This window comes from Streptomyces sp. NPDC015532 (genome assembly GCF_043078065.1).
Taxonomy (GTDB): domain Bacteria; phylum Actinomycetota; class Actinomycetes; order Streptomycetales; family Streptomycetaceae; genus Streptomyces.
Genome location: NZ_JBIBSY010000013.1, coordinates 76,315 through 98,263, shown reverse-complemented (window position 1 = coordinate 98,263; position 21,949 = coordinate 76,315). Strand labels below are relative to the sequence as shown.

The following is a 21,949-nucleotide window of genomic DNA, read 5'->3' as shown; positions in this document are numbered from 1 at the left end:
TGCGGCATGTCCGAATCGGGGCGCACTTTCCCTTCGGGTGACGGACACGGGAAAATTCCATGTGCCGATCTTGAAATGACCGGGAAGGGCGGGTGCAGGGTTTCGGGGGCGCCGAACGGGCGTCGCATGCCTCGTACGGACGCCGTATGCGCGGAGGTCGGGCGTGCGGCGGGCTCTCGGCCGGGTGGCGCGCACCGGCCGCTGGGTGTTTTTGTGGGCTTCGCCGGCTCACACGCAGTGCCGCCCGGCTGATCGACTCTGGGGAACTCGACAAGCAGCCCCTCGCCCCACTGGTGTTGCAGAGGGCTGTGAGCTGGGCATTTTGCTTGTATGCGCAGGGTGCCGAGGGCATGATCCGTGGTGGGTGGAGACGTTCACGGGGTGCGGATGAAGCAGTTCGAGCGGCTGTTGCGGGGGTGCGCGAGCGGGGCGGTGACGGGCCGCGCATCGGGCGGCCGTGGTGTCGGCCGCCGACTGTCCATCACCGGACGAATCTGGCCATGCGGCAGGTTGTGCAGTCGTTCGGGGTCTCGCCGGCCATGCGGCTACTGATCCGGCCCTCGGCGGGCTCGTGCAACGGGGTGAGTCCCCGCGCCTGGCCGAGACCCTGCCGAGGATGACCGAAGCCGCCGCCTGGTGCTCGGGTTCAGACGCCCGGGCGGCGACGCTGGGCAGGCCGTTCAGCAAGTCGGTCGCCATATCGCCTTCGGCGGTCAATGAGTCGCAGCGGAACCCTGGGGCGTTGCGGAGGCGGAAGTGGAACGGGCAGCGAGAGTCCGGCGGCGCCAACCCCCTGGGAGGATGACGCGGCACGTCGTAGGGGAGGAGCGGCCATGGGCACTAGGCGTTGCTCCACCCGGTGGTGCTGGAATACGAGTCCAGCAGGTCCACCACGAAGACCAGGGTCGAGCCCGGCGGGATCAAGGGCGAGGGCGACTGATTGCCGTATCCGAGACGCGGGGGGACGATGATCTCGCGCCGGCCGCCGACCTTCATTCCCCTCACTCCCCGGTCCCAGCCCTTGATGACCTTGCCGCCGCCCAGGGTGAACTTGAACGGCTGGTCCCGGTCCCAGGAGGCGTCGAACTCCTTCCCGGACTCGAACGTCACCCCGACATAGTGGACCCGGACCACCATGCCCGGCTTGACCTCGGCCCCGTCACCGACGAGCAGGTCCCGGACGGCCAGCTCGGTAGGAGCGTCACCCTCCGGAACGTCGACCTCGGGCTTTGTCAGTTCACTCATTGCAGCCTTGTCACTTTCCGTCGGAAGCCGTCGGACCAGCCAGACACATGGACAATCCGTGCGGCAGATGGTCACGCTACCGAGAGTGCCGGTCCGCGCCTTCTCTAGCCCACCCCTCGGTCCCGTTCAAGGCGAGTCCATGGGCCGGCTGGGGGGTGGGGAGCGAGCCGGTCAGGGAGTTCGCGCATCAGGGGTGCGAAGGGGAGTGCGGTGTCACCGCGTCCTGGTCCGTGAGGTGGCTGTCCATGGTCGTGTTCAGGTCGGCGATGAACGCTTCGACCTGTTCCAGGAACCGGGGCGGGTAGTGCGACATCGCGGCGTCGAGGCGGTGGGCGAGCGGGCCGAAGAATTCGTCCGCCCGTTCCTGGATGTGCCCGCCGCTGCGCAGCGTGACGATGCGCCGGTCGGAGTGCTCGCGGGCCCGCGTGATGTGCCCCGCCGCTTCGAGACGGTTCAGCAGCGCGGTGGTGGCGCCCGTGGACAGGGAGATCCGCTCGCTCAGCCGCGCCGGTGACAGGGGAGTGCCGCGCTCCTCGGCGGCGGCGATCGCCAGGACCGCGGTCGCGTCCGTGGAGTGCAGGCCCAGCCAGGCGGCGAAGCGCCGGCTGAGCTCGGTGTAGTGGCCGCCGTAGATCCTCAGCGACTCCATGAGCCGCTCACGCTGCTCCGCGACACCGTCGCGCACGGCTTCCTCCACGCCTCCGCCCTTCTCTCCTGTCACGCGGGCCGCACGTCATCCCGCTTTGACAACCTACCGCCACCACTTTACCTTCATGATGGAATTACTTCACCATAGAGGTATCTGACGTGCGTGACCCGTCCCCCACCCCTGCCGAGACGACCGAGCCCTACCGGTGGCGATGGCTGATCCTGGAGGTGATGCTCGTCGCGGAGATCATGGATCTCCTGGACGCCTCGATCGTCAACGTCGCCGGACCGGACCTGGAGAAATCCCTCGGTGCCGGTTCCGTCGGACTGCAGTGGGTGATCGGCGGCTACGCCCTCACCCTGGGCGCCGGGCTCGTGCTCGGCGGCCGGCTCGGCGACCGCTACGGCCGGCGCCGGATGTTCCGGCCGCGAGCCGCTGGTGACCCCGGGCCTGCTGCGCAAGCCGGCCTTCACCGTCGGCCTGGGTGGCATCGCCCTGTTCTTCGGAGGGCTCATCGGCACCCAGCTCGTACTGACCCTGTTCCTCCAGATCGGCCGGCACTTCACCGCCGGTGAGGCGGGACTGGGCAACCTGCCCCTCGCGGTGGGAACAGCGATCGGCGGCGCCATCAGCGGCGCGTTCCTCGCGGACAAGATCGGCCGCAAGGTGCTGCAGATCGGACCACTGGTCCAGCTGGCCGGCGTCGCCGTGCTGTGGTTCGAGCTCGACGGCCTCGATGCCGCCTCGTTCTCGATCTGGGACATCGTTCCCGGCGTGGCGGTGGCGGGCATCGGCGCCGGCATGGTGATCGCCGCCCTGTTCAGCTTCCTCCTGGCCGCGGTCGACGACGACGAGATCGGATCCGCCTCCGGTGTCCTGTCGGCGGTCCAGGCGGTCGGCGGTTCCATCGGCGTCGCGGTCTTCGGCTCGGTGTTCTTCGCCCAGGCCAAGACCGGTGACTTCACCGGCGGCTTCCACCGAGCGCTGATCGTCCAGGCGTGCCTGCTGGTGGCCTTCCTCGCGAGCACCTTCCTGCTGCCCAAGAAGGGCCGCCCCGAAGAAGAGCAGCACGGCATCACCCCCGAGGCGACTGCCGACGACTCCGGCGCCAAGCAGCACCTCACCATCTGAGACCCGGCCGTGGGGACCGTACACGACAAGCGCCCGTGCCCGGCCCGAACGGACCGCGCGCCGGGCTGCCCCGATGTGAGAGAGGACGAGGAAGCCGAAAGGAAGTGTCATGGAATGCGTCAGAAAATTCGGCGATGGGTCAGGAAGGATGCGGAAAGGCCTGGGGGAAGCTGACCGGACAGGCGAAGCGTTGTAGTCTGCCGAGACCGCCCTTGACCTGTGTGACGCAGGCAGGGAGCAGACGTTTCGGGAGTTCTTCATGTTTCGGACCATGTTCAAGTCCAAGATCCACCGTGCCACGGTCACCCAGGCCGACCTGCACTACGTCGGATCCGTCACCATCGACGCCGATCTGCTCGACGCCGCCGATCTGCTGCCCGGTGAGCTCGTCCACATCGTCGACATCACGAACGGCTCCCGCCTGGAGACGTACGTCATCGAGGGGGAGCGCGGGTCGGGTGTCGTCGGGATCAACGGAGCCGCGGCCCATCTCGTGCACCCCGGTGACCTGGTGATCATCATCAGTTACGCTCAGGTCGCCGACGCCGAGGCGCGGGCGTTGCGGCCGAGCGTCGTGCACGTGGACCGCGACAACCGGATCGTGTCCCTCGGCACGGACCCGTCCGAGCCGGTACCGGGCTCGGACCAGCAGCGCAGCCCGCAGGCCGTCACCGTCTGAGCGGCGGCGCGGCGGTGGCGCAGGACCCCAGGACTCAGGACCCGACCCAGGACCCGAGGAGTGCACGTGAGTGACATCGAGATCCGCGACGACCGGCCGGCCGGCCGCCTTGAGGCGCTCGCCGACGGCCAAGTGGTCGGCCACATCGAGTACTTCGTCCTGGAGGAGCCCGCGCGGGCCCTCGTGCCGGTGCACACCATCGTGGAGCCGGAGCACGAGGGCCGGGGCATCGCCGGCTCGCTCGCCCGTGAGCTGTACGGCATCGCCGCGCGCGAGGGCGTCGTCATCGCTCCGCTCTGCCCGTACGTCGTGAAGTGGGCGGAGCGGCATCCCACGGAGGCCCCGCCGGCCGACCCGGAGCTGCTGACGGCCGCGATGGAATGGCTCAAGGCGCATCCGGGACGCTTCTGATGCCCCGGCCCGGACCAGGACCCCGGCCCCGGCTGTGACTCCGGACGGCACCCCGGCCCCGGTCAGGATTCCGACCCGGGCAGGCACCCCCGCCCCGGCCAGGACTTTGACCGCGGCCAGGGCCCCCGCCCCGGCAGGCACCCCCACCTCAACCCTGGCCGGGACTCCAGCCTCGGTCCCGGCAGGCACCCCCACCTCGGCCCCGGCCAGCACCCCGACCCCGGACGGGACCCCGACCCCGGCCAGCACCCCCGCCCCGTCCGCGACCAGCGCCCCCGCCCCGCCCACCCCCGGGCCGCTCGCCCTCTTGCACACCTCAGCCGCGCACGTCCCCGTTTTCGACGCGCTGCGGGACGCCGACCATCCGGGCCTGGAACTGCGTCACCTCGTCGACGAGGAACTGCTCGCGAGGGCCCGGCGCGAAGCGCCCGAAGCGGTGGCCGACGACGTACGGGCGCTGTTGGCCGGCGCCGTCGCCGACGGTGCGCGGGTCGTCCTGTGCACCTGCTCGACCATCGGCGCGGTCGCCGAACGGACCGACGCCGGGGTGCCCGTGCTCCGCGTGGACCGCCCGATGGCCGCCGCCGCGGTGTCCGCGGGCTCCCGGGTCGTCGTCCTGGCGACGGTGGCGAGCACCCTGGAGCCGACCGTCGCCCTGGTCGAGGAGGAGGCCCGCCGCGCGGGCCGTCCCGTCGAGGCCCGTACGGCCCTGGTCGACGACGCGTGGGCGCTGTTCGAGGCGGGTGACACGGACGGCTGCGCCCGCCTCGTGGCGGTGGCCGCCGACGCGGTCGCCGACGCCGACGTGATCGTCCTGGCCCAGGCGTCCATGACCGCGGCCGAGGGACTCACCACCACCTCGGTTCCGGTGCTGTCGAGTCCCCGCCTTGGACTCGCCGCCGCGGCGGACGCGGCCCTCGGAGCGCACGCCGGGTAGCGCGGCGGTGCGCGGCGGTGCTCAGGGGTAGCGCGGCCGCACGTCGAGGCGGCGCGGACGAGCCGGTGCGTCGGCCGTCCCTCGTTCCTCCGGTGGTGTGCCGCGGACTGGGCCGTCCAGGCGCCGTTCCCCGCGCGACGGGGTGAGTGGGGGCTCGGGTGCTGGGTACGCGGGAGACAAGTCCAGAGGGCCGACGTACCGACTGGCTGGAGGACCGCCATGACACAGCCGTATCCCGACCCCGTGCCGCCGGGACCCACCCCCGGACCGGCCCCCGAACCCCCGGGGCCGTCACCCTTCCCCGACCCGGTGCCGAACCCGGGCGGCCCCGACCCCGCACCGGGACCGAAGCCCGGTCCCACCCCGGTGCCCAAGCCCGGTCCCACCCCGGTGCCGAAGCCGGGCGGGCCGGATCCCGTACCCGGCCCGGATCCCGTACCGTCCCCGCCCCCGATCCCGAAGCCGCCGGGTCCCGATCCGGTGCCGGAACCCCAGCCCCGGCCGGAACCACTGTCCTGAACGGCCCAGCGTGCCGACCGGCCCCGGTCACCGGGGTCTTGAGCGATGTCAATACACTCCGCGCGTGAACGACATACGGTGCACGCAGTGCGGTGTTGTGGGGCTGGAGCCGGGCTTCGTCGAGGACTCCGGGCAGGGCGCTCGCGGGTTCGCGCGGTGGGTGGAGGGCGCTCTTCAGCGGGGCCCGCTGGGCGGCGCCAGACTGATGGGCCGGCCACGCTGGCAGATAGACGCCTTCCGCTGTCCCAACTGCGCCCACCTGGAACTCTTCGCCGGACAGCGCAGCTAGCCGCACGCAGGCACGCAGGCACGCAGGCACGCAGGCACGCAGGCACGCAGGCACGCAGGCACGCAGGCACGCCGAGTGCGCCGAGTGCGCCGAGGTGCGCCGAAGCCGTCACGCGTCCCCTTCCGGGAGCGTGACGGCTTCGGCCGAGCGGCGTGTCCGGGGCGTCCGGTGACAGCCCGCGGGGCGACCGCTACGCCTCGACCTCCGACCGGTCGCCGCCCCACAGCGTGTGGAACGACCCCTCGCGGTCCGTACGGCGGTAGGTGTGCGCTCCGAAGAAGTCCCGCTGCCCCTGGGTGAGCGCGGCCGGCAGGCGCTCGGCGCGCAGGGCGTCGTAGTAGGCGAGCGCCGCCGAGAAGCCGGGCGTGGGCACGCCCTGGCGGGTCGCGGCGACGAGGACCTCGCGCCAGTCGTCCTGGGCCGCCGCGATCTCCTGGGCGAACGTCGCGTCCGACAGCAGGCTCGGCAGGTCGGGCCGGGCGTCGTACGCGGCCCGGATGCGGTCGAGGAACGCCGCCCGGATGATGCAGCCGCCGCGCCAGATCGAGGCGACGGAACCGAGGTCGATGTTCCAGTCGTACTCGTCGCTGCCCGCGGTGATCTCGTGGAAGCCCTGGGTGTACGAGACGATCTTCGACGCGTACAGGGCCTGCTCGACCCGGTCCGCGAAGGCCGCGGCCTCGGACTCGTCGAGCCGCTGGGCCGTCGGACCGGCGAGGTCGCGCGAGGCCTCGCGCAGGCCGGCGTGTCCGGACAGCGAGCGGGCGAAGACCGCCTCGGCGATACCCGACACCGGTACGCCGAGGTCCAGCGCGATCTGCACGGTCCAGCGGCCCGTGCCCTTCTGCTCGGCCCGGTCCTGGACCACGTCCACGAACGGCTTGCCCGTCGCCGCGTCCACGTGCGACAGCACCTCGGCGGTGATCTCGATCAGATACGAGTCCAGCCGGCCGGTGTTCCACGTCCGGAAGATGTCCGCGATCTGCGCGGGGGAGTACCCGCCGACGTCGCGGAGCAGTTGGTAGGCCTCGCCGATGAGCTGCATGTCGGCGTACTCGATGCCGTTGTGGACCATCTTCACGAAGTGCCCGGCGCCGTCCGGACCCACATGCGTGACGCACGGCGACCCGTCCGCGGCCTTCGCGGAGATCTTCTCCAGCATCGGGCCGAGCGAGGCGTACGACTCGACCGAGCCGCCCGGCATGATGCTCGGCCCGTTCAGAGCGCCCTCCTCGCCGCCGGACACGCCCGTGCCGACGAAGTGGATGCCCTGCTCGCGCAGCGCGCGCTCGCGGCGCCGGGTGTCCGCGAAGTGTGCGTTGCCCCCGTCGATGATCATGTCGCCGGGCTCCAGGAGCGGGGCGAACTCCTGGATCACCGCGTCCGTCGGCTCGCCCGCCTTCACCATGATCACCAGGCGCCGGGGCCGCTCCAGCGCCGCCACGAACTCCTTCGCTGTCTCGGCCGCCACGAACGTCCCCTCGTGGCCGAACTCCTCCACCAGCGCGTTCGTCTTCGCCACGGTGCGGTTGTGCACGGCGACCGCGTATCCGTTGCGCGCGAAGTTGCGGGCGAGATTGCGCCCCATGACCGCGAGACCCGTGACGCCGATCTGGGCTGAAGTGCTCATCCGGTTGGCTCCTAAGAAGTGCGGTAAGTCCGTAAGTCCGTCGGCCGCTACGGGAGACATCCCGGCCCTGATGCCGCCGGTCCTGCTCGTCCCGCGCTGCTCGCCAGTATTGCCCCAGGCCATCCTGACGTGTCGCAGGTGTCCACGCAGGGGAACATCCCGGCACCACGAGGGCGGATTTCGGACAGTCCGCGCGACGCGGGCGGCCGGCCGCGGGCGTCTCCGGCGGCCCGGACACGGCTCCCGCTCCCGCGCGGTCCCCTCCGGCGAACGGGCCGGACGCGCGTCGCCGGACACGGGAACCCGACGTCGGCGGGCCGGGGAGCGGTGCGCGACGCACCCCGCTCCCGCGTCCGCCCGGTCACCCACCGTGCGGAGAGCATGCGGTCCGACGGCGGCCCGGGATCCGGTCAACCACCTTCTCGGAGCGGCCGGTTGACGCCTTGTCCCGGCCTGTTCCCAGCGCTTACTTTTGCCGCTCCTGACGCATGTCTAGGGGGCTCCCTCATGGCCGTACGCGGCCGGCACCGCCGGTATCAGCCGAACAGGATCAATCGCGCCTCGCTCACGGTCACGGCGGGCGGCGCCGGGATCGCGCTCCCCCTGGTGGGGGCCGGAGTCGCGCAGGCGGCGGACGTCGGGACCTGGAACAAGGTCGCCGCCTGCGAGTCCAGCGGCAACTGGAGCATCAACACCGGCAACGGCTATTACGGCGGACTTCAGTTCACCCGGTCCACCTGGGAGGCGTACGGCGGCAAGGCCTACGCCGGGCGCGCGGACCAGGCCACGAAGGACCAGCAGATAGCCGTGGCCGAGAAGGTGCTGAAGGGCCAGGGGCCCGGCGCGTGGCCGGTGTGCTCGGTCCGCGCGGGGCTGACCCGAGGGGGCGCGGCCCCCGACATCAGCCCGGCGGGGACCGCGCCGCAGACGGCGAAGCAGCGGTCGGTGCGGGACGTGAAGCCGCAGACCACGCCGCAGTCGCAGGCGGGGACCGCCGAGATGTACACCGTCGTGCACGGCGACACGCTCTCCGGCATCGCCGACTCGCGGCACGTCCAGGGCGGCTGGCAGGGGCTGTACGCCGCGAACCGTACGGCCGTCGGTTCCGACCCGGACCTGATCCTGCCGGGCCAGCGGCTCACCCTGAGCGGCCGGACCCAGGCACCCGGGCACACGCGGCCCGCTGAGGCGAAGAGCCCGTCCACGACGCACACCCGCACGCCCGCGAAGAAGGCGCCCGAGAAGAAGGCGCCGGCGAAGAAGACCTCGGCCGACAGGACGTCCACGCACACGACGACCCCCGCCAGGACCGGGACCCACGGCCTCGTCGCCCCGGTGCACGCGGCGACCGGCACGGCCTACCACGCCACCGGCTCCCACTGGTCGAAGGGCTACCACACGGGGGTCGACTTCCCCGTGCCGACCGGCACCTCCGTCGCCGCGGTCGCCGCCGGCCATGTGGTCAGCTCGGGCTGGGGCGGATCCTTCGGCTACCAGGTGGTGATCCGGCACGCCGACGGCCGCTACACGCAGTACGGCCACCTTTCGGCGATCTCCGTGAAGAGCGGGCAGAGCGTGGTGGCCGGCCAGCGCATCGGCCGCTCGGGGTCCACGGGCAACAGCACGGGCCCGCATCTGCACTTCGAGGTGCGGACCGGGCCCGGCTTCGGTTCGGACATCGACCCGTTGGCGTATCTCCGGGCCGGCGGCGTCAGGATTTGACTCGGGTGCGGTGGTGGCTGACGAACGGGATCGGCACGTACGGCACACCGAGCATGACGGTCAGGTAGGGCAGCTCGTCCCGGGTTGCCGGGTGCCCCGCCGCGACGACCCCCGTCGCGGGCACGGCGGCCGTGACCGGAGCCGGTACGAACGCGCCCGCCACCGCGGGCCGCAGCGCCGGCGGGAACACGCCGTCGCCGTCCGCCCGCGCGGCCTGCGGCACGCTCGCGGTATCCGCCCGTCGCGTGGATGCCATGCTCCCGGTGCCCGGCTGCGGATCCGCTGCGAACCCGTCCGCGCCCTCGGCGGGCGCGGTGGGCTCGGGCAGCCCGGCCAGCAGCTCCGCCACGGCCGCCTCGGCGGCCGTGAGAGCGCCGAGGCCGACGACGGCCGGGACGGCGGGCTCCGCGAGGCGCGGCCGCGACACGGCCCGGCCGGGGAGCCGCGGCTCGGACGCGACCGTGAGGGCCACCGAGGCCGGGACGGCGGTGGGCCGGTGCGGCCCGTCCGCCCGTTGCCCGGCGTCCACCTCGGGCGCGACCGAGACCAGGGGCTCCGGGACGGCTCCGCGCTCGGGGAGGGCCACCGGCTCCTCCCGGACGGCTCCGGGCTCTGGGACGGCTCCGGGCTCCCGGACGGAGGGCGCGGGTCGCTCGCCGCTGCCGATCCGCTCGATGGTGAGCAGGATCAGACCGCCCGCCGCGACGACGCCGCAGCCCAGGGCGAGCGCGGTGCCGGCGGTGCCGTACCGGAAGGTCTCGCCGAACATCGTGATGCCGACCGCGGCCGCCACGACGGGGTTCACCACCGTCAGCGTGGCCAGCGGCGCCTCCAGGCCCGCACCGCGGTAGGAGGCCTGCGAGATGAGCATGCCGGCCGTCGCGAAGGCACCGATGGCCGCGAGGCTCGACAGGTCGGCGAGCGACACGTGCCGCGACCAGTCGACCGCGACGGTCTTGGTGAACACGGAGGACATGCTGAAGGCGATGCCCGCCGCGACCGCCAGCAGCACACTGCGTACCGCCGGGTGCCGGTGCGCCGCGCGCCCCGCCACCATCAGGGCCGCGACCGCGCAGCCCGACACCACGCCCAGCGCTACGCGCTGGGGGTTGCTCAGGGACTGCGCGTCGGACGCGCCGACCAGGGACAGCAGGCCCGCGAGACCCACGGTGGCCATGATCGCGCCGCGCCAGGCGGCGGCTCCGGCCCTGCGGCCGACGAACAGGGCCGCCATCGGAAGCGCGAAGACGATGGTCAGCGCGCCGAGCGGCTGTACGAGGCTCAGCGGGCCGAAGGCGAGGGCGACCACGTGCAGCAGCCCGCCCAGGCCGGTCAGCGCGACGGCCGCCCACCAGCCCGGCCTGCGCAACGGCGCGTAGGTCTGGCCGGGAGAGGTCACGGCGACCCGCTCCTGGATGATCGCGCCGCCCGCGTACGCCACGGCTGAGACGAACGAGAGCACCACGGACAAAGCGAGGGCACTCATGAGTCCCTCCTCTGCGAACGGCGCGGAGCTGCGGCCCGGCGCGACGAACGGTCGGCTTCCATGGGAACAACGATGCCGTGCGATTTAGTTCTCGTCGTCGTCCCTGAGCAGTCATTGGGTCCTACTGCCGATGGAGTACGAATCGCCCGGTGTCCTCCCCAGGGTGGGCGACACCACCACCCGATCCACTGGTGGTTACCCCTAGGGGGCTTGGTACTACTGCTCTTCGTGGACCTCGACCCCAGCCTCAAGGCGCTCGACGCGCTCGGCGGATTCTTCGTACTACGCACCGGCGTACCGCCGCGCGGCCCCCTGCCCACCCTCGCGGACGCCTGGGCGGACCCGCGAACCGGAACGGCCGGGGAGGTTTACGAAGATCCGGTAACTTTCCGCATCCTTAAGGTCGCGCAGAGTATCCGAGCCCCCGAATCGCGGGTCGCGGTCTCGGTGGCGCAGCAGGGACTCGCGGCCCGCTTCTGGTCCATCGCCCTCGGCGCGGCCGCGCTCTGCGGCCGGGTGCCCGACCTCGACCCGGAGCTGCTGGACTGGGACCCGGACGCCGGTGCTCCCGACGACCTCTGGCTGCGCGAGGTCCGTTTCCGGCCCGTGGCCGATCTCGACGCGGTCGTGCGCGCCGGGCTCCTCGTCCCGCTGAGCGCGGCCCTGCGCTCACGCCATCGCGTCTCACCGGCCCTGCTGTGGGGCAACGCGGGCTCCGCCCTGGCCGGGACCGTCCGCCAGCTGGACCGCTGGGCACGCGCCCACGGGCGCCCGGACGTGGGTGAGCGGGCGAGGACGCTGGCCGGCGGGCTCCTCGCGCACCCCGATCTCTCCGGCACCCTCGACCCCGGCACGCTGCGCCGCCGCAGCTGCTGTCTGTACTACCGGGTGCCCGGCGGCGGAGTCTGCGGCGACTGCTGCTTCGAACGCCCACCACGCCCCGGGCCCCGCCGGACCTGACGAGGGCGCCCGGCCGGCCCTGACGCCGGCGCCCAGCCGGCGCTGGCAAGGGTGCCCCGCCGGTCCTGACACCGGCGGCCCGTCGGTCCCGGCACCGCGCCCGGCCGACCCCGACGCGGGCGTGCTTCTCGCGGTCTTCCGTATCGGCTTCAACTGAGTGACCATGAGGGGCACCAGCCGGCTAGGACGGGAGTTCTGTGTGCGCGTGGGACTGCTGACCCGGGAGTTTCCGCCGGACGTCTACGGCGGTGCGGGCGTCCATGTCGAGTTCCTCGCAAGGGAGTTACGCGCTCTCACCGAACTCGACGTGCACTGCTGGGGCGAGGGCGGCACCGGCGGAGTCGTCCGTCACCGGTCCTGGTCCGCGCTCGACGGCGCCAACGACGCCCTGCGCACCTTCTCCGTGGACCTCTCCATCGCCGCCGCGCTCGAAGGCCGCGACCTGATCCACTCCCACACCTGGTACGCCAACCTCGCGGGACACCTCGGAAAGCTCCTGCACGGCATTCCGCACGTGATGACCGCCCACTCCCTCGAACCGCTGCGCCCCTGGAAGGCCGAGCAGCTCGGCGGCGGCTACGCCCTCTCCAGCTGGGCCGAGCGAACCGCCATCGAGGCCGCCGACGCCGTGATCGCGGTCTCCGGTGCCATGCGCGACGACATCCTCGGCTGTTACCCGGGCCTGGACCCGGCGAGGGTGCGCGTCCTGCACAACGGCATCGACACCGCCCTCTACCGGCCCGACCACGGCACCGACGTCCTGGAGCGGATCGGTCTGGACACCGCTCGCCCGTACATCCTGTTCGTCGGCCGTATCACCCGGCAGAAGGGCGTGCCCCATCTGCTGCGCGCGGTACGGGACATCGACCCGGCCGCCCAGGTGGTGCTGTGCGCGGGCGCCCCCGACACCCCGGAGATCGACCGTGAGTTCCGCGACCTGTACCGGGAGTTGAGTGCCGTACGGGACGGCGTGCACTGGATCCCGCAGATGCTGCCGCGGCCGGATGTCATCCAACTCCTCACCCATGCGGCCGTGTTCGTGTGTCCCTCGGTGTACGAGCCGCTCGGCATCGTCAACCTGGAGGCGATGGCCTGCGGGACGGCCGTGGTGGCCTCGCGGGTCGGCGGTATTCCCGAGGTGGTCGAGCACGGCGAGACGGGCCTTCTCGTGCCGCTCCAGGACGACTTCGAAGGGGGGCTCGCGGCGGCCCTGGACTCCGTGCTCGCCGACCCCGGCACGGCCCGGCGGATGGGCGAGGCCGGACGACGGCGCGCGGTGGGCGAGTTCGGCTGGGATGCCGTGGCGCGGAGGACGGTCCGGTTGTACGAGGAAGTCCTCAAAGCGGGGTAACCGTTCGGACAGGCGAACTTCAGGAACGCGGGGCGTGTCCGGACGGCCGGGCGCGGCCCGATCGGGCGTAGGCGTAGAGGGGCGGCGGCATGCGGCGCGGTGGACCTTCGGTGCTGGGAATCGTACTGGCGGGCGGTGAGGGCAAGCGGCTGATGCCGCTCACCGCGGACCGGGCGAAACCTGCGGTGACCTTCGGCGGTACGTACCGCCTCGTGGACTTCGTCCTCTCCAATCTCGTCAACGCCGACATCCTGCGCATCTGCGTGCTCACGCAGTACAAGTCGCACTCGCTGGACCGGCACATCACCACCACGTGGCGGATGTCGAGCCTGCTCGGCAACTACGTGACCCCCGTTCCGGCCCAGCAGCGGCTCGGGCCCCGCTGGTATCTCGGCAGCGCGGACGCGATCCTCCAGTCGCTCAACCTGATCCACGACGAACAGCCCGAGTACGTCGCGGTGTTCGGCGCCGACCACGTCTACCGCATGGACCCCCGGCAGATGCTCGCCCAGCACATCGAGAGCGGGGCGGGGGTGACGGTGGCCGGAATACGGGTGCCGCGTACCGAGTCGTCGTCCTTCGGCGTCATCAGCCCCGGTTCCGACGGGCAGAGCGTGCGGGGCTTCCTGGAGAAGCCCGCCGACCCGCCGGGCCTGGCGGACGACCCCGAGTGCGTCTTCGCCTCGATGGGCAACTACATCTTCACCACCAAGGCGCTCGTCGAGGCGCTTCAGCGGGACGCCGAGGACGACAACTCCGTGCACGACATGGGCGGTTCGATCCTGCCCGCGCTCACCGAGCGGGGCGAGGCGCAGCTCTACGACTTCAGCGACAACCACGTGCCCGGCGAGACCACCCGCGACCAGGGCTACTGGCGTGACGTGGGCACCCTCGACGCCTACTACGACGCCCACATGGACCTGATCGCCGAGCGGCCCGCGTTCAACCTGTTCAACCGGAGCTGGCCCCTCTACACCAGCTCGGGGCAGCTCTCGCCGGCGCGGTTCAACGCGGGCGGCATCGCCAGCGAGTCCATCATCAGCGCGGGGTGCCTGATCCGCGGGCAGGTGACGCGGTCGGTGCTGTCGCCGGGTGTGGTCGTCGATCCCGGAGCGGTGGTGCAGGGATCGGTCCTGCACGACAACGTCAAGATCGGGCGGGGCGCCGTGGTGCGCGGCGCGGTGCTCGACAAGAACGTCGAGGTGCCGCCGGGTGCGACGATCGGGGTCAATCCGGAGCGCGACTCCGCCCTCTACACGGTCTCCAAGGACGGGGTGATCGCCCTGGGCAAGGGCCAGCGCGTGCCCTGACCGGGCCTGCCGGACCTCCTGTCACCGCATGGCTCTCGTAGAGCCTCGCGAACCCCTCACAGGCCTCGCGTGGCCCCGCCGCCAACCGCACGGACCTCGCGGAAAACCACGGGCCCCGCGGGACGACGGTCTCTCCAGCCGCGCCCCGGGGCCCCTGTCGGCCGGCGGACGGACGGTCCCGGGACAGCGCGCCGCACCGCGCCCGGGCCCCACGACGACTTCCGGCCGTTGTCGGACCCTGCTTGTCATGTCCCTGGACGGGCCGCGGAATCCCGTGCTGTCATGCCAACTGCCGCCGATGACAACGTCGTACGACTCTGACAACGATGTCATCGCAGGGTGCGGTTCCGGACGCACCGCGCCTGGACGCGACGCGTCCGCCGGATCCCCTCCGGTTGCCCGGAAAGCGGGTCCCCCGCCCCGACCATGCATGAGGACAACGATGTCGATCACCCACCGGAGGTCTCCCGCATGAGATGGACCCGGCGCCTGCGCCTGTGCACGGCGGGACTGGTGACAGCCTCCGCGCTGTTCGCCCTGCCCACCGCACAGGCCGCCGAGCCGCGCGACGGCCAACTCACCGACCTGGTCAATCCGTTCATCGGAACGCAGAACGAGGGCAACACCTATCCCGGCGCCGCATTGCCCTTCGGCATGGTGCAGTTCTCCCCGGACACCGGCCACAACACCGGCTACGACCACTCCCAGAACCACATCCGCGGCTTCTCCCTCGTCCATCTCTCGGGTGTCGGCTGCGGGCTCGGCGGTGACCTGCCCGTCCTGCCCACGACGGGGGACGTCACCCGGACGGACGACGCGCAGTACGCGGCGGAGTTCGGCCACGACACCGAGGAGGCGCACCCCGGCTTCTACCGGGCCGACCTGAAGTCCGGGATCGCGGCCGAGCTGACGGCCACCGCGCGCACCGGCGTGCAGCGCTACACCTTCCCGGCCACCGACAAGGCCAACGTGCTGCTGAACGCGGGCCAGTCGCTGCACCGGACGGTCGCCACCAAGGTCGAGATCCTGGACAACCGGACCGTCCGCACGGCGATCACCGGCAGCGGCTTCTGCCAGGGCACCAAGCCGTACACGGTGTACACGATCACCCGCTTCGACCGGCCGTTCACCACCTCCGGCACCTGGAACGGCGACACCGTCACCGAGGGCTCCGGGGAGACGTCCGGCACGACCGGGCGCACCGGGGCCTTCGTGCGCTTCGACACCACCGGAGACCGCACGGTCGAGGCGACCACCGCGCTGTCGTACGTGGACGCGCGCGGCGCGGCCGTCAACCTCCGTTCCGAGGGCGGACGTTCCTTCGACGCGGTCCGCGCGGCCGCCCGCCGCGCCTGGGAGGACCGGCTCGACGACGTCCGGGCCGAGGGCGGCGCCGACACCCTGCGCCGCACCTTCTACTCGTCGCTCTACCGTTCCTTCCTCGCGCCCAACATCGGCAGTGACGCCGACGGCCGCTACACCGGCTGGGACCAGCGGATCCACCGGGCCAGGGGATTCACGTACTACCAGAACTGGTCGCTGTGGGACACCTACCGCACCCAGTCGCAGCTGCTGGCCCTGCTCGCGCCGCGTGAGGCGCGGGACATGGCGATCTCCGTCCTCAGGATCGACGAGGAGAGCGGCTGGCTGCCCAAGTGGGGGTACGGCACGGTCGAGACGAACATCATGACCGGCGACCCGGTCACCCCGTTCCTCACCAACGCCTACCAGCAGGGCCTGCTCACGGGGTACGAGGAGCGGGCGTACCGCGCGCTGAGGAAGAACGCCGACGGTGTGCCGCCCGCCGACTCGCCGGCCGTGGGCCGCGAGGCCAACAGGGAGTACATCGCGAACGGCTTCGCCCCCTACGTCAAGGGCCGTCCGCACGCCAAGCCCGGCGACTCGGACTACGACCACGGCGCCTCCACGACCCTGGAATACGCCCTGTCGGACGCCGTGCTCGGCGCGATGGCACGGGACCTGGGCCATGACGAGGACGCGGCGCGCTACCTGGCGCGCTCCCAGAACTACCGCGCGATCCACGACCCTTCGACCGGCTTCTTCCGCGCCCGGGACGCCTCCGGGGCCTTCACCGGACCCGCCGACCCGGCCCAGAGCGTCGGCTTCCACGAGGGCACGTCCTGGCAGTACCAGTGGCTCGTGCCGCAGGACCTGCCGGGCATGGTCGACCTGATCGGCGGCAAGCAGGCCGCCAACGACCGGCTCGACGCGTTCTTCGCCTACGGGCAGTTGCTGAAGGACCCCGCCAAGACGGCCCGCGAGGTCTGGGTCAACGGCCCGTACGCGTACTACAACGCCGACAAGTACAACCCGCAGAACGAGCCCGACCTGATCGCCCCGTACACCTACCTGTCCACCGGGCAGCCGTGGAAGACGACCGACGTCGTGCACGCGGCGCTGACCCTGTTCACCGACGCGCCGACCGGCATGACCGGCAACGACGACCTCGGCACGATGTCCGCCTGGAACGTCCTGTCGTCCATCGGGATCTTCCCGGTGCAGCCCGGCTACGACACCTGGGGTCTGTCCACGCCCGTCTTCGAGCGGGTCGACCTCACCCTCGACCGGCGCTACTACCCGCGCGGCGCCCTCACCATCACGGCGCCGGGCACCTCGGACACCGACCGGTACATCCGGTCGGCCCGTCTCGACGGTTCGCCGTACGGCCGTACGTACGTGACGACCGGCACGCTGAAGGGCATCCGGTCCCTCGGCTTCACGGTCGGCCCGGAGCCGTCCGAGTGGGGAACGGCCGCCTCGGCGGCACCCCCGGTCCTGAAGTGACGCCCCACCCGTCCTGAGGCGGACCGGTCCCGCCCCTCGGAGGAGGGACGGGACCGGTCCGCTTCGGAGGGGCGGGACTTAATCAGGTGTTAACTGTGCGTAACTTGATCGTACTTGACCGTAATCACCGGTCCGGGTTTGACTGCAAGTTCACCCGTCGTCGACGCGAGAGCAAGCCCTTGATCTCCGACCTCCTCGCACCACTCGACCTGGCGTTCTGGAACATCGAGTCCGACCGGCACCCGATGCACCTCGGAGCCCTCGGTGTCTTCGCCGCGCACTCGCCCGCCGCCGGCGCCCACGCCGCGGACCTGCTCGCGGCCCGCGCCGCCGCCGTCCCCGGGCTGCGCATGCGCATCCGCGACGTGTGGCAGCCCACCGCGCCCCTCGCCTTCGGCGGCGCGGCCCGCGAGCCCGCGCCCGACTTCGAGCCGCTGGACCACGTCCTGCTGCACAAGCCGACCGCCGACTTCCACGCCGAGGCCGGCCGGCTCATGGAGCGCCCGCTGGAGCGCGGCCGTCCCCCCTGGGAGGCGCACGTGCTGCCCGGCGAGGACGGCACGTCCTTCGCGGTGCTCTTCAAATTCCATCACGCGCTCGCCGACGGACTCAGGGCGCTGATGCTCGCCGCGGCCATCATGGACCCGATGGACCTGCCGGAACCCCGCCAGCGTCCCGCCGAGCCGCCCCGAGGGCTCTTCCCGGACGTCCGCAAGCTGCCGGGACTGGTCCGCGGCACCCTCTCCGACGTGGGCCGCGCCCTCGACATCGGCACCTCCGTGGCCCGCGCCACACTCGGCGCGCAGTCCTCGCCCGCCCTCACCTCGTCGCCCACCGGGACCCGGCGCACCGCCGGGGTGGTCATCGACCTCGACGACGTGCACATCGTCCGCAAGACCGTCGGCGGCACGGTCAACGACGTCCTGATCGCCGTCGTCGCGGGCGCCCTGCGCCGCTGGCTCGACGAGCGCGGCGACGGCAGCGAGGGAGTCTCCCCGCGCGCCCTGATCCCCGTCTCCCGGCGCCGGCCGCGCACCGCGCAGCCGCAGGGCAACCGGCTCTCGGGCTATCTGATACGGCTTCCCGTCGACGACCCGGACCCGCTCGGCCGGCTGCGTGCCGTACGGACGGCGATGGACCGGAACAAGGACGCCGGACCCAACAGGGGCGCCGGAGCCGTCGCGCTGCTCGCCGACCACGTCCCGCCGCTCGGGCACCGGCTCGGCGGCCCGGTCGTGGGCCAGGCCGCACGGCTGCTCTTCGACATCCTCGTCACCAGCGTGCCGCTGCCCAGTCTCGGTCTGAAGCTCGGCGGCTGCCCGCTCACCGAGGTCTACCCGTTCGCCCCGCTGGCCCGCGGCCAGGCCCTCGCGGTGGCCGTCTCGACCTACCGGGGGAAGGTCCACTACGGGCTCGTGGCCGACGCCGAGGCCGTTCCCGACCTCGATCTGCTGGCCCGTTCCCTGGCCGAGGAGGTGCGCGTACTGATCACCGCTTGCACGCCATGATCACAACGGGTTTGGTGCCGCGCGCGATTGGTCCGTAAAATTCCGCCTTCGAAAGCGAGCGCGGTTTCGAACGCGGCGCACAACCCGAGGAACGGCAGCAGCGATGACGGTGACAGAGGACGGCCGGGCGACCCCCGCCGTGGACACGACAGATGTGGCGGACATCGCGTTCGGTCCCGGCATCGACCCCGAGCGACTGGCCGTCTGTCTCGACGTGCTCGACGAACTCGAGAAGATCGACGTCGACCACCCCGACGCCATCGCCGTGCGCCGCGCCACCGCCGGCGTCTACCGGACCGTGAAGCAGCGCCGCCGCCAGGAGCGCCGCGCCGCCAAGACGGCCCACGACAAGCAGGTCACCGAATCCACCGCGACCGGCTCCGCCCAGCGCATCGACGACGAGACGGAGGGCATCCTGCCGTCGTCGGTGACCGAGGAGGGCAAGATCGCGGGGATACTCCAGCGCCCGCGCTCCTGCTACACCTGCAAGGCGCGGTACGTCGAGGTCGACTACTTCTACCACCAGCTCTGCCAGGACTGCGCCGCCCTGAACCGCTCCCGCCGCGACGCCCGCGCCGACCTCACCGGCAAGCGGGCGCTGCTCACCGGCGGCCGTGCCAAGATCGGCATGTACATCGCGCTGCGCCTGCTGCGTGACGGCGCGCACACCACGATCACCACGCGCTTCCCGAACGACGCGATCCGCCGCTTCAAGGCCATGGACGACTCGGCGGACTGGATCCACCGCCTGGAGGTCGTCGGCATCGACCTGCGCGACCCGGCCCAGGCCGTGGCCCTGGCCGAACGCGTCGCCGAGCAGGGTCCGCTCGACATCCTGATCAACAACGCCACGCAGACCGTGCGCCGGCTGCCCTCCGCCTACGCCGCGCTCGTCGAGGGCGAGAGCGCCCCGCTGCCGGCCGGTGAACTGCCCGCCCGCGAGATCATCGGCGCCTTCAACTCCGGGGCGGTCGACGGACTGACCGCGCTGCCCGTCGGCGTCTCCGGTCTCGACGCGCAGAAGGTGGCCGACCTCGCCCTGGTCGCCGGCAACGCCAGTGTCGTCCGCCACCGTGAGGGCACCGCCATCGACGCGGGCGGCCTGGTCCCCGACGTCGTGGAGAGCAACACCTGGGTGCAGACCATCGAGCAGATCTCGCCGGTCGAGCTGCTGGAGACCCAGCTGTGCAACTACACGGCGCCGTTCATCCTGATCAGCAAGCTGCGGCCGCGGATGGCCGAAGCCGCCCGCGCGGCAGGCGCGGGGCGCGCCTACGTCGTCAACGTCTCCGCGATGGAGGGCGTGTTCGGCCGCGGCTACAAGGGCGCGGGCCACCCGAACACGAACGCCGCGAAGGCCGCCATGAACATGGTGACCCGCACCAGCGCCCAGGAGATGTTCCAGAGCGACGGCATCCTGATGACCTCGGTCGACACCGGCTGGATCACCGACGAGCGCCCGCACTACGACAAGCTGCGCCTGGCCGACGAGGGCTTCCACGCCCCGCTCGACCTCGTCGACGGCGCTGCCCGCGTGTACGACCCGATCGTCCGCGGCGAAGAGGGCGAGGACCTGTACGGCGTCTTCCTGAAGGACTACGCGCCCGGCAAGTGGTGAGCCCCCGGCTGCCGCGCGGACCCTCGGGTGTCGGGGGTCCGTCGCCGCAGCCGTTCGTGGACGGCGTGGGCGGGGGCGCCCGGGTAGGCCGCTCTCACCCGCGTTCCCCCGTCGACCAGCAGATCGGCACCGGTGATCCACCCGGCCGCGTCGGAGGCCAGCCAGGTCACGGCGCGGGCGACGTCCTCGGGCCGTCCGATACGGCCGAGCGGGAGCCCGGCGCCGAGTTCGTCCTCGGCGTCCTCCCACACGAAGCGGGCCATCTCGGTACGGACGAGGCCGGGGGAGACCGAGTTGACCCGCACCTTCGGAGCCAGCTCGCCGGCCAGCTGCCCGGTCAGATGGAGCAGGGCGGCCTTGCTGGTGCCGTACGCGCCGACCTGCGGGCCGACGTGTCCGGCGCCCTCCGTGCAGACATTGACCACGGCCCCGCCGTGTTCGCCCATCCAGGCCCGCCAGGCGCACTGCACCAGGCGCAGCGGTGCCTCGACGTTCACGGCGAACGCGTCGCGCCAGCGATCGGGGTCGGCGTCCATGAGCGGGCCGTAGGGCTGGTTGGTCGCCGCGTTGTTGACCACGATGTCCAGACGTCCGAAGGCGCGCAGCGTCACCGCGGTCAGCTCCGTCAGATGCGCCGCGTCGGTGACCGAACCGGCGAGTCCGATGCCGCCGACCTGTCCGGCCGCGCGACGCACCGCGTCCGGGTCCCGCGCGCTCACGCACACGCGCACCCCCGACGCGGCGAGCGCCTCCGCGACGGCGAGACCGATTCCGCGTGAGGCGCCGGTGACGATGGCGGCCCTGCCCTCGAGTCCGTACGGCGACGTCATCCGCGTACCGTCTCATGACGGACCGTCAGCCGACAGGGCCCGGCGACGACCGCCGCCGCCGTCGGCCGGGCGCCGGCGCGCGGGCACCTGTCAGTCCGTGGCTCCCAGCCGCGCGGAACGTTCCGCCACCAGCTCCAGCAGGGTGCGCCAGTCCTCCAGGTCCCCGGCGTACAGGCCGGGGACCTGGCCGGCGTCGTCCGCCTGCCGCAGGGTCACCGCGTCCTCGGCCAGCGGGTCGTGCTCGAACGCGGCCGCCTCGTGCCGGGTCATCGCGCCACCCTCGGCGGCCGGGGCGAGTGTGGTGCACGGGGCCCGTCCGTGGCCCGGTGAGGCGGCCGCCAGGTAGCGCCCCGCCGCGACGTGCAGCCGGACGAGACCGGAGACCCGCTCGCCGAGGAGCGGCCGTACCGCGTCGGCGGCGAGGCCCGCGTGCCCGGCGTCCTCACCCGGCCCGAGCAGATGCCCGATGTCGTGCACCAGGCCCGCGACCTGGAGCTCCTTGTCGCTGGGGTGGCCCCGGCGCAGCAGTGCGGCGGTCTGGAGGGCGTGGTCGTGCAGATCGACGGGGTCGCCGACGGGCGGTCCCCCGCCCGGGCGAAGCCGGGAGTGGGCGAGCCCGGGGATGTCGTGGACGCCCCGGCACGCGTGCAGCAGACTCATCAGCTCCTCGACGCCGCGCAGCTCCATGCGTCAGTCCTCCCGCGAGAAAGGCCGTTGCCGTGCGACAGCACAGCACGGCCTCCTTGCGAACCGGCCAACGGGAACTGAACTGCGTGGCGCCTTCGAGCCGGATATGTGCGACGGCCGTGCGCCGATGGTGACGTACGCGTGCCCGTGGCCGGCCCCGACGCCCCCGTCCAGGGGCGATA

The 21,949-nt window shown here is 72.2% G+C and carries 17 protein-coding genes and 1 pseudogene; 12 read left to right on the top strand and 6 right to left on the bottom strand.

What is annotated here, in order from left to right; genetic code table 11:
- Positions 1-840: 840 nt before the first annotated feature.
- Together ACF07B_RS31285 and ACF07B_RS31280 are read right to left on the bottom strand one after the other, a co-directional pair.
- Positions 841-1,245 carry an FKBP-type peptidyl-prolyl cis-trans isomerase gene (locus tag ACF07B_RS31285; protein ID WP_369481181.1) on the bottom strand — a complete coding sequence of 135 codons (405 nt, stop codon included), beginning with the start codon at positions 1,243-1,245 and terminating at the stop codon, positions 841-843.
- Between the two features lie 187 nt (positions 1,246-1,432).
- Positions 1,433-1,942 (bottom strand): MarR family winged helix-turn-helix transcriptional regulator, encoded by a 510-nt coding sequence (locus ACF07B_RS31280; RefSeq protein ID WP_392181562.1) that lies wholly within the window; start codon positions 1,940-1,942, stop codon positions 1,433-1,435.
- A gap of 110 nt (positions 1,943-2,052) precedes the next feature.
- On the opposite strand from ACF07B_RS31280, the pseudogene ACF07B_RS31275 reads away from it, so the two are divergent.
- The 5 genes and pseudogenes from ACF07B_RS31275 (at position 2,053) to ACF07B_RS31255 (ending at position 5,860) form a co-directional block, all read left to right on the top strand.
- A pseudogene (locus ACF07B_RS31275) lies at positions 2,053-3,025 on the top strand (MFS transporter).
- 259 nt (positions 3,026-3,284) lie between these two features.
- Positions 3,285-3,704: an aspartate 1-decarboxylase gene (panD, locus tag ACF07B_RS31270; protein WP_392181442.1), complete on the top strand. Its 420-nt coding sequence runs from the start codon at positions 3,285-3,287 to the stop codon at positions 3,702-3,704.
- A gap of 66 nt (positions 3,705-3,770) precedes the next feature.
- Positions 3,771-4,115, top strand: a complete 345-nt coding sequence (locus ACF07B_RS31265; RefSeq protein ID WP_392181441.1) for a GNAT family N-acetyltransferase — start codon at positions 3,771-3,773, stop codon at positions 4,113-4,115.
- Positions 4,116-4,422: 307 nt separating this feature from the next.
- A complete protein-coding gene (locus ACF07B_RS31260; protein WP_392181440.1) occupies positions 4,423-5,052 on the top strand; it encodes an aspartate/glutamate racemase family protein in 630 nt (209 codons plus the stop codon).
- Between the two features lie 583 nt (positions 5,053-5,635).
- On the top strand, positions 5,636-5,860 hold the full coding sequence (locus ACF07B_RS31255) for a hypothetical protein (RefSeq protein WP_329302970.1): 225 nt from the start codon (positions 5,636-5,638) through the stop codon (positions 5,858-5,860).
- Positions 5,861-6,050: 190 nt separating this feature from the next.
- Here the strand turns inward: ACF07B_RS31255 and gndA are convergent, their stop codons facing one another.
- The gene (gene gndA, locus ACF07B_RS31250) at positions 6,051-7,490 is read right to left on the bottom strand and encodes an NADP-dependent phosphogluconate dehydrogenase (protein WP_392181439.1); all 1,440 of its coding nucleotides are present in this window, start codon (positions 7,488-7,490) and stop codon (positions 6,051-6,053) included.
- Between the two features lie 507 nt (positions 7,491-7,997).
- Between gndA and ACF07B_RS31245 the strand changes: the two genes are divergently transcribed.
- Entirely contained in the window at positions 7,998-9,212 is a 1,215-nt protein-coding gene (locus ACF07B_RS31245) for a transglycosylase family protein (protein ID WP_392181438.1), read from the top strand.
- Here ACF07B_RS31245 and ACF07B_RS31240 read toward each other — a convergent pair.
- Positions 9,202-10,698 carry a DMT family transporter gene (locus ACF07B_RS31240; RefSeq protein ID WP_392181437.1) on the bottom strand — a complete coding sequence of 499 codons (1,497 nt, stop codon included), beginning with the start codon at positions 10,696-10,698 and terminating at the stop codon, positions 9,202-9,204. The two genes, ACF07B_RS31245 and ACF07B_RS31240, sit on opposite strands and share 11 nt — an antisense overlap.
- A gap of 210 nt (positions 10,699-10,908) precedes the next feature.
- Here ACF07B_RS31240 and ACF07B_RS31235 point away from each other — a divergent pair, with 210 nt between their 5' ends.
- The 6 genes from ACF07B_RS31235 (at position 10,909) to ACF07B_RS31210 (ending at position 20,250) form a co-directional block, all read left to right on the top strand.
- A complete protein-coding gene (locus ACF07B_RS31235) occupies positions 10,909-11,658 on the top strand; it encodes a (2Fe-2S)-binding protein (RefSeq protein WP_392181436.1) in 750 nt (249 codons plus the stop codon).
- A 199-nt stretch (positions 11,659-11,857) separates the two neighbouring features.
- Positions 11,858-13,009: a glycogen synthase gene (gene glgA / locus ACF07B_RS31230; protein WP_392181435.1), complete on the top strand. Its 1,152-nt coding sequence runs from the start codon at positions 11,858-11,860 to the stop codon at positions 13,007-13,009.
- An 89-nt stretch (positions 13,010-13,098) separates the two neighbouring features.
- On the top strand, positions 13,099-14,319 hold the full coding sequence (gene glgC / locus ACF07B_RS31225) for a glucose-1-phosphate adenylyltransferase (RefSeq protein ID WP_392181434.1): 1,221 nt from the start codon (positions 13,099-13,101) through the stop codon (positions 14,317-14,319).
- 471 nt (positions 14,320-14,790) lie between these two features.
- Positions 14,791-17,124: a GH92 family glycosyl hydrolase gene (locus ACF07B_RS31220; protein WP_392181433.1), complete on the top strand. Its 2,334-nt coding sequence runs from the start codon at positions 14,791-14,793 to the stop codon at positions 17,122-17,124.
- A gap of 179 nt (positions 17,125-17,303) precedes the next feature.
- Positions 17,304-18,632: a wax ester/triacylglycerol synthase family O-acyltransferase gene (locus tag ACF07B_RS31215; protein WP_369481205.1), complete on the top strand. Its 1,329-nt coding sequence runs from the start codon at positions 17,304-17,306 to the stop codon at positions 18,630-18,632.
- A 103-nt stretch (positions 18,633-18,735) separates the two neighbouring features.
- Positions 18,736-20,250 carry an SDR family NAD(P)-dependent oxidoreductase gene (locus ACF07B_RS31210; protein WP_392181432.1) on the top strand — a complete coding sequence of 505 codons (1,515 nt, stop codon included), beginning with the start codon at positions 18,736-18,738 and terminating at the stop codon, positions 20,248-20,250.
- On the opposite strand, the gene ACF07B_RS31205 is transcribed toward ACF07B_RS31210, so the two are convergent.
- Entirely contained in the window at positions 20,229-21,080 is an 852-nt protein-coding gene (locus ACF07B_RS31205; protein ID WP_392181431.1) for an SDR family oxidoreductase, read from the bottom strand. The genes ACF07B_RS31210 and ACF07B_RS31205 overlap by 22 nt on opposite strands.
- A 90-nt stretch (positions 21,081-21,170) precedes the next feature.
- Positions 21,171-21,767 (bottom strand): metal-dependent phosphohydrolase, encoded by a 597-nt coding sequence (locus ACF07B_RS31200; RefSeq protein WP_392181430.1) that lies wholly within the window; start codon positions 21,765-21,767, stop codon positions 21,171-21,173.
- Positions 21,768-21,949: the final 182 nt, after the last annotated feature.